This window comes from Blastococcus sp. SYSU D00669 (assembly GCF_054050715.1).
Genome location: NZ_JBJGZV010000041.1, coordinates 43,522 through 50,318 on the forward strand (window position 1 = coordinate 43,522; position 6,797 = coordinate 50,318).

A 6,797-nucleotide genomic window follows, 5' to 3' on the forward strand; every position below is an offset into this window, starting at 1 on the left:
ATTGAGGTGTGTCACACCGAGCCGGCCTGACACAAGGGCCGACCCCCTCGACTGTCGCGGATGCGGGATCGCGCTCCCGCGCGCTGGGACGAGCGGCGGTGCACAGCGGTCGTTTGCACGAGGGGAAGTCACGCATGACTGATTGCCGGTGGACGTGGGAGAAGCAAAGCAAGACCTACGGCAACTACGGGAACGCGAATCAGTGGACGGTGAATGCCGGCCTCGCGTCCCTGGCACGGGAGAGCTGCCAGAACTCCGCCGACGCTCGAGCAGGGCGGTCTGCCGACCTGGTCTACACGCTCATCACGCTGAGCGGCGCGGCGCGTCACGATTTCGAAGAGGCCCTCGGTTGGCGCGCGGTGTTACGTCCGCACCTCCAAGCCATGACCGCCGGCGCGAGCGCCGCGGTCGCGGCCGGTCAGATCCGGGCGGGCCTCGAGGCCCTGGACCAGTCCGACCGCCTCGTCCTTCTTCGCATCGACGACTACGGATGTCGGGGGCTGACCGGGCCCGAATTCCCTGACGCCGGAACGCAGGAGGAGGACTACGGCAACTTCATCAAGCTCTGCCGACTGGACCTCTTCAGCGGCAAGGACGAGGCCTCGGGCGGCTCCTTCGGCCTGGGTAAGGCCGTGTATTGGCGCTTCAGCGGACTGCAAACCGTCTTGTTCAACAGCGTCCTGTCCCCCGAGCACGCCGTGGACGGTCGGCGGTTCAACCGTGTCTTCGGGGTCAACCAGGGCACCGTCCATCGCCTCGGTGGTGAGGCATTCCAGGGACGCGGGTACTTCGGGATCCCCGATCAGGACGGCGCGGCCCGGAGCACGTGGGACGACGAAGAGTTGGTCCGCCGTCTGCACCTCCTCCGTGAGGACGACCGCCCCGGCACCTCGGCGCTCGTGCTCGCCTTCTACGACCCCGACAACCCACTGATCGAGGGCGAGACCACGGCTGACGTGGTCCAACGGCTCAGCCGGGGTCTCCGGGACGGCATCGAGGAGAGCTTTTGGCCGTTGCTTACCCGCGGTGGCATGAGCGTGCGTATCAGGCACGTCGACAACGGATCGCTGATTGCCGACGCCGTGGTGGACCCGTCCGAGAAGTACACCGAACTGGTGAATGCCCTGCGGCGCTACGACGCCGGTCGGGTCGACCAGGTCCTGGAGAAGCCGTACGACGTCGTCGTCCGTCCTCTGCCCATCGAGATCTCGCGGCGGCGAACCGGGGATCAGCATGACCGCTTCACGCATGAGGCACGCCTTGTCGTGACGCTCTCCGACGAGAAGCGAGACGACCTCGAGGATCGTGTCTGCCTGTTCCGCAAGCCCGAGATGGTCGTGCAGACCATCGACAAGCGATACGAAGGGCGCCGCTACCACGCCTTCGTCGTGGCCGGCGCTGCCGTCGCCCCCGGAGCGCCCACAGCGGACGATCTCCGCGCCGACGACTTCTTGCGCTTCGCCGAGCCGCCGGCCCACGACCGGTGGATTCCAGGCCGCGGGCGTTACCAGGCCTCGCAGGTCAACCTGACGGCCCATTACGTCGCGCCGTGGGTACCCAACCTGTCAGCCATCGAGACGCGAGTCCGGGACGTTCTGGACGAGCTCTTCGACGTTGTCCCGACACCGGACGGCAAGGGGCCGCAGAGCGTTCTCCGTCACCTACGTTTCCTGCGCAGTCCTTCGCCCGGCGACGAGACGCCTGGAGGCGCTCCCCGGAAGCCGACCATCGAAATCGTCGACTGGTCCGTGACGGACGGCCGCTGGGACGTCGAGGTCGAGGTGCAGGCGAAGAATCGCGATCAAGGCTGGTCCCTCGAGCCCACGCTGGTTCTGGTCGGTCTGGACGGCGGCCGCCTACCGGTCAAGTGGTCTGGCGCGCTGACTGCCGTCGACGGCTGCACGACAAACGGTGGACTCGTGGAGATGCCGGGCCAGCCCCGGGGAAGGAAGCTGAAAGCGCGATTCCGCGGATCATCGGTCGCCGACCTCCCCATTCCGGCGGAACTGTCCGTCGTCGACATCCTGACCGGACCCACCGGTCCCAAGATGCGTGAGGTCGAGGCGTGACCGCCCGCTTCCCGTGGCCCCAGTACCTGCGGCCGCTCGAACTCGACGTGGTCGCGGTACACCTGGACGGATTGGACGCGGACGTCGCCGACAGCGGCCAGGCACGTGTTCACCTCGACAGCGTCGAGAGCGACTGGGCGGAGATCGAGCTGGGGCTCGACCTGTCGACGAGCGACTCACGGCCACCCGCACTCGAGGGAATACCGCTTACTGCACACGCGGTGTTGTCCAGTGGCAGCACCAACAGCCGCATCCCCGCCGTCCTCCACGAGGTGGAGGACGGCCACTGGCAGGGGTTGCTTCGAGCCCGGCGCGCCGAGCTGGGCGGCGTGATGACGCTCGAGGCGCGCCTCACCGCCCCTGACGACACGGGCCGACCGCTTCTGCGGGGGACGTCGACGTCCTGGAGCGTCGTGCTCGAGGCCGGGGCGGCTCCGACTTCACCCGCCCGGACCCCCGTCACCAGCAAGTGGGTCGACTTCGCATCCGCCGAAGCTCCGCCCGTCTGCCGTGCCTACTCCTCCGCTCCCTTCGCGGTGACGCTCGAGGGGGCCACGCCTGTCCTCTACCTGAACAGCGGGGAGAAGCACTTCCAGAAGCTGCTGCTCAACGAGCACGCTCAAAAGGAGCGGCGTCGGCTGCGGGACACCTTCTCGACCCTCATCGCTGCCACGCTCACCCGGACGCTGGTCCAGGCAGCCGTCGAGGATCTCGTCCTGAACTCCCAGGGCGAGGAGGCCGTGCCCCCACAGGATCCCGTACTGAGGCAATCCTGTGAGGCGGTGGCTGAGGTGATGCGCTCTGTGACTGACGTTCACGAGCTCTACACGCGCATGTGGACGGCACAAGGCTCAGCCGCTCAGCTCCGAGATCTGTGGACGGAGCTCGACCTCGCCATCGGCGAGTTGGTGTCTCTCAACCAGAACATCGTCACCTTCGCCGAGGAGGTCCGCTGATGGCCGTGGCCCTGTCCCGGTACGTGCGCGAACTCGACAGTTTCGAGCGGGAGCGCCTGGCTGAGGGGGATGCCCGGATCGAGGATGTCGAGGAGATCGTCCACAGACGCGGGCAGACGGTGGACGTGGAGGCCGTCGATCGGCTCATGGGATATGTGACCGGTCTGGTGGAGCGAGGACGCTGGGCCTCCCCGGAGGACTCCGACGCCTGGCTTGCCCCGCGGCTGCACTCGGCTCTCCGACTCACCCGCTCGGAAGCCGGCGACCGGGGCGTGTGGCACTGGCTCGCGTTGCGCTACCACGACTACGTCGATTACCGCTGGAGCGGGTCGGGCGGGGTGGCGCGGGATCGGTGGTTCGGTCCGGTGCACAAACAGGCGCTGGCCCGTCTCTGGTGGGGCGCTGAGCTCTTCCGCGACGGCGACGACTACGAGCCCGTGCGCGTTCTCTTCTTCCGTCAGGACATGCCCAACAGCTACCTGCACCGGCCACTGGTCCGGTGCCGTCCGCTGGCCTTGGGGATGGTGGACCAGTTGCAGGCGGTGGGCGGCGAGGGGGGCCCCAAGGCCAGTGCGGTGAACGACCTGGCCCGCGTACTCAACCTGACCACCGCCGGCCTCCCACCGGAAGCCGAGACCGGCTTCTTCCGTGACGATGCCGCGGCGTACGAGCGCTGGCTGCACGACTTGCTCCCACCAGATCATGACTGGGACACGACTCCAGCCGGGCCGCCGACCGGCAGACGCTCGGATGCGGTCCGCGCCGCAGGCCGAGGTATCGCCGAACGCGGCTGGTCCCTCGCGCCGAATGTGGCGGCGGCCATCGGCGCAAGAGGCGCGGCGCGGCCGACCTGACCGCCTTCTTCGCCCCTCTGTTGCAGTCGTTCCTAACCTCGCGCCGGCCCCGAGTTCGGACGCAACCGTGCATCTCTTCCTAGGTGGTTCTCTTGTCGTCGCCCGTCCTTCAGGGACAGTCCCTGGCCGCGGTCAAGCACCGCGGCTCACACATTCAGATCATCGCCAGCGCCGGAGCCGGCAAGACAGAGGTCGTCTCACAACGGGTGGCGGACCTCTTGGCCGAGGGGACGCCGGCGAACGCGATCGTGGCATTCACCTTCACCGAGCGCGCGGCAGCCTCGCTGAAGGAGCGCATCAGCGCGCGGGTCGCCGAACGGTTGGGGTCGCAGGCGTTGGACCAGCTGGGCGGCCTCTACGTCGGCACCATTCACGCCTATTGCTTCCGCCTGCTGCAGACCCACGTGCCCCGGTACGAGACCTACGACGTCCTTGACGAGAACCAACTCACCGCCTTCCTGATTCGGGAGAGCAACAGGCTCGGCATCAAGGAGCTCGAGGGAACCCTCTTCAAGTCGATCCGGGCTTTCCTCCCGAATCTCGACGTCGCTGAGAACGAGCTGCTTCGTCCGGAGCAGCTCGACGACCCCTTCCGCAGCGTGCTCCAGCGCTACTACGACTCGCTCGAGAAGTACCGACTCCTGACCTACGGGCAGCAGATCGCCCGTGCGGTGGCAGAGCTTGAACGCCCTGAGGTCCGTGCCAGTGTCCTCGCCGACCTGCGGCACCTCATCGTCGATGAGTATCAGGACGTCAACCCGGCGCAGGAGGCCTTGATTCAGTCGTTGACCGGTCCCGACGTGAGCCTTGTGGTGGTCGGTGACGACGACCAGGCGATCTACGGCTGGCGCGGCTCGGACGTCTCGAACATCACCTCGTTCGCGCACCGATATGCCGGTGTCGCGACCTTCACGATCACCGAGAATCGCCGCAGCCGCCCGCTCATCGTGGAGACTGCTGACGCCTTCGCGAGGTCCATCCCCGGCAGGCTTCCCAAGACCATGACCGCCACCCGGGATCCCATGGGCGGCGAGATCGTCAAGTGGTTCGCGGAGTACGAGGACGAGGAAGCCGCCGAGATCGCCGAGTCCATCCACCGACTGCATGCGGGCGGCCTGGCCTACAAGGACATCGCGATTCTGGTCCGCGGCCGCACCAGCTACCGCGCGCTGCTGACGGCACTGGAGGACGCGCGTATCCCTGTTCAGCCGGCCGGTCGAACCGGACTGTTCGACCGCCCGGAAGCGGAGGTCCTGGGCAAGACTTATTGCTGGCTCGTGGACTACGACTACCGGCCGGCCGGATTCGGCGTCCAGTCGGAGACCATCACCGAGGACGGGCTCGTCGCCGAGTACACACGGACGTTCGCACTCACCCGGGACACCGCCGCCCGGGTACGCACACTCCTGCGGGAGTGGAAGTCAGCGGTCGACACGCCGGACCGGCAGGTCGACCTCGTCCGGGACTTCTACCAGCTCCTCGATGTGCTCGGCTGCAAGCACTGGAGCCACGACGATCCTCGCTTCATCGCAGCCTTGGGCACTCTCGCTCGCTTCACAACCCTGCTCACCGACTACGAGTCCGTCCGACGGCGGGCCCGCCCGGACGAGTCGAAGCCCGGGGAGCAGGTCGGCGGCCAGGTCGGCGGCCCGTGGTACTACCGAAATCTCGCCATCCACATCATCAACTACGCGAATGGCGCCTACGAGGGCTTCGACGGCGAACCGGACGTCAGCACCGACGCCGTCGACCTGACGACCGTGCACAGCGCCAAGGGCCTCGAGTGGCCGGCCGTCTTCGTGCCCTCACTCACCAAGCGGCGCTTCCCGTCCGCCAACACGGGCAAGGTGCGGTCCTGGCTGATCAGCCGAGACCTCTTCGACGCGGACCGGTACGAGGGTTCCGACGCCGACGAGCGTCGACTCTTCTATGTGGCGACGACCCGTGCCCGCGATTGGCTCTCACTCTCCCGGCACGAACGGGTGACCACGAAGGCGGTCGGTAGCTCGGCCTACTGGGACGAGGTGCCGAACGGCCTGTCGGCGGTCCCGCCGCTGCAGGTCCCGTCACTGAGCAGCGCCGACGCGGATGAGCAGTCCCTGCTTCAGGTGACGTTCAGCGAGTTGGCCGCGTTCGACGCCTGTGGCCTCGCCTACCGCCTGCGCAACGTCCTGGGCTTCCAGCCGACGTTGGCACCGGAACTCGGCTACGGGAAGGCCGTCCACCACGTCATGCGCACCATCGCCGAACACACCAAGGAGACCGGCACGGCTCCCGACCCGGCGACGGTGGAGCAGATCCTCGACGACGAGCTGTTCCTTCCCGCGGCCAACAAGGGAGCGCATCGCCAGATGAAGGAGGCTGCGCGCAAGCTGGTCAACCGGTACATCGCCGATCACCAGTCGGACCTGCACCGGGTCTGGATGACGGAGCGCCCCTTCGAATTGCACCTCGGGGACACGATCGTCTCCGGGCGGGCCGACGTCATCCTCGATCAGGAGGGCGGCGTGACGACCGGTCTGGCGATCGTCGACTACAAGACCTCCGTCGGCGAGGAGGGCGCCCACGACCTCCAGCTGCAGGTCTACGCGGACGCAGGGCGGCGAGAAGGGCTCGACGTACGCGGGGCGTACGTGCACGACCTCAAGAAGGGACAGCGTGAGGTCGTCGACGTGGCCGGCCCTGCCATCACTGCGGCCGAGGCCAAGGTGGCGACCGTCCTTACAGATCTTCGGCAGCGACGCTTTCACCCTAAGCCAGGCGCTGGCTGCGCGTCCTGCGACGTCAGGGTCCTCTGCACTGCCAGGAAATGAACCGGGGGGCGGGCGGGGGGGGGGGCCGCCGCCCCCCACATTATCAACCCTAAAGTTAGTACATGAACAACAAAAACTAAAAGTCCCACCACTAAGTAAATAACA

Annotated in this window: 4 protein-coding genes; all 4 read left to right on the top strand. The window is 67.2% G+C overall.

All coding sequences use genetic code 11. The features are described from left to right. Window positions 1-134: 134 nt before the first annotated feature. The 4 genes from ACI8AF_RS22665 to ACI8AF_RS22680 all read left to right on the top strand — a co-directional run bounded on the left by ACI8AF_RS22665 (window position 135) and on the right by ACI8AF_RS22680 (window position 6,692). Complete coding sequence (locus ACI8AF_RS22665; protein WP_456542022.1) at window positions 135-2,069, top strand: hypothetical protein; 1,935 nt, start codon at window positions 135-137, stop codon at window positions 2,067-2,069. Next, entirely contained in the window at window positions 2,066-3,025 is a 960-nt protein-coding gene (locus ACI8AF_RS22670; protein ID WP_456542023.1) for a hypothetical protein, read from the top strand. Before ACI8AF_RS22665 ends, ACI8AF_RS22670 begins: the two co-directional genes overlap by 4 nt. Next, window positions 3,025-3,879, top strand: coding sequence for a DUF6339 family protein (locus ACI8AF_RS22675; RefSeq protein WP_456542024.1), 855 nt, complete (start codon window positions 3,025-3,027; stop codon window positions 3,877-3,879). The genes ACI8AF_RS22670 and ACI8AF_RS22675 overlap by 1 nt, the downstream gene beginning before the upstream one ends. 92 nt (window positions 3,880-3,971) lie before the next feature. Further along, entirely contained in the window at window positions 3,972-6,692 is a 2,721-nt protein-coding gene (locus ACI8AF_RS22680; RefSeq protein ID WP_456542025.1) for an ATP-dependent helicase, read from the top strand. The last annotated feature ends 105 nt before the right edge of the window (window positions 6,693-6,797 follow it).